The 503-nt window shown below is 42.9% G+C and carries 1 pseudogene; it reads left to right on the forward strand.

What is annotated here, in order from left to right:
• A pseudogene (locus tag OS191_RS00050) lies at positions 1 to 503 on the forward strand (hypothetical protein); the annotation flags it as partial.

Here is a 503-nt window from a genome sequence, read left to right on the forward strand (position 1 = left end):
AACGATGCCGATTGCGATGGTGTTCCAACCAGTGAAGACTGTGATGATAACGACGCAACCAATACAAACTCAAACGTGAATGATGCAGATTGTGATGGCGTCCCAACATCTGAGGATTGTGATGATAACGATGCTACCAATACGAATAGTAACGTCAACGATGCGGATTGTGATGGCGTTCCAACGTCAGAAGATTGTGATGACAACGACGCAACGAACATAAACTCTAATGTAAACGATGCCGATTGTGATGGCGTCCCAACATCTGAAGATTGTGACGACAACGATGCTACCAATACAAACTCTAATGTAAACGATGCAGATTGTGATGGCGTTCCAACATCAGAAGACTGTGATGACAACGATGCAACAAATACAAACTCTAATGTAAACGATGCCGATTGTGACGGTGTTCCAACCAGTGAAGACTGTGATGATAACGATGCTACAAACACAAACTCAAATGTCAATGATGCTGATTGTGATGGTGTTCCAACATCTGA

The organism is Xanthomarina sp. F2636L, from assembly GCF_026410195.1.
Taxonomy (GTDB): Bacteria; Bacteroidota; Bacteroidia; order Flavobacteriales; family Flavobacteriaceae; genus Xanthomarina.